We start from the raw sequence: 877 nt of genomic DNA, 5'->3' as shown, positions 1-877 counted from the left end.
GGTTTGCTTGTTGGTAGATTATAAGCTTTTTCTGCCGGAGGCTCTTCTTACTCTGGGATTTCTTTTGACTGTAATTCTGGTCCTGATGTTTCCGGGCCGGAGACGGATTTCCTTTCTCCCCGTAGCGGCTCTGGCGGGTGTGGCTGTCCACCTGGGATTTTCTTATGACAACTATGGAAGTACCCTGAACGGTCTACTTACCATCGATCCACCTACAGTCATCCTCCGTTCTGTGGGGGTGTTTCTGGGAATAAGTTTAATTCTGGTCCTGGTTATTACTGCCCGGAGAAGGGAGGAGGACTTTGGGTATCGTCTGATTCTCCTTACCCTTCTGATGGTGGGCGTCTTCGTTCTTTTCACCAGTTCCCATCTTGTCTCTCTTTTTCTCGCCCTGGAACTGATCGCCGGGCCCGGATATCTTTTAGCCAGGGGAGGACAGAAGAGCCTTGGTGAGGCTTCCACGAGATTCTTGCTTCTGGGTATTTTCTCCTCTCTCCTTATTGCTTTTGGCTTTTCCTTTCTCTTTGGGCTCACCAACCAGGCCACTTTTAACGAGATAGCTATCTCCGAGGGGTTGGGTAGACCGGCCCTTCTGGCTGCCGCCTTTCTGGTGATGCTGGGACTCTTTATCAAAATAGGAGCCTTTCCCTTGCAGGGAGCGCTGTTGGAGCTTGTCCCCAGAGCCAGCTCCGTTGTCTTTATCCTCCTCATAGCAGTGAATCCGCCCCTCTTTGTGCTGATTCTTCTGAAACTGGCCCAGGAGCTTTTTTTTGCGGCAACGGACTACTCATTCTGGTTGGTGGGCTTTTTCTCTGTTCTTTCCATGGTGGGAGGGAACGTTCTCAGCTTGCAAAGCAGGAGGGTCAGGATGTCTCTG

Annotated in this window: 1 protein-coding gene; it reads left to right on the top strand. The window is 51.1% G+C overall.

Going from position 1 to position 877, the window contains the following annotated elements:
- The coding region (locus HW443_RS12050; protein ID WP_176238310.1) for a proton-conducting transporter transmembrane domain-containing protein at nucleotides 1-877 on the top strand (877 nt) is incomplete at both ends.

Origin of the sequence: Candidatus Hakubella thermalkaliphila (assembly GCF_013281975.1) — a bacterium.
GTDB classification, from domain to species: domain Bacteria; phylum Actinomycetota; class Humimicrobiia; order Hakubellales; family Hakubellaceae; genus Hakubella; species Hakubella thermalkaliphila.
Note: the sequence above shows the minus strand (reverse complement) of the source record. Positions and strands in the feature narration are given on the sequence as shown.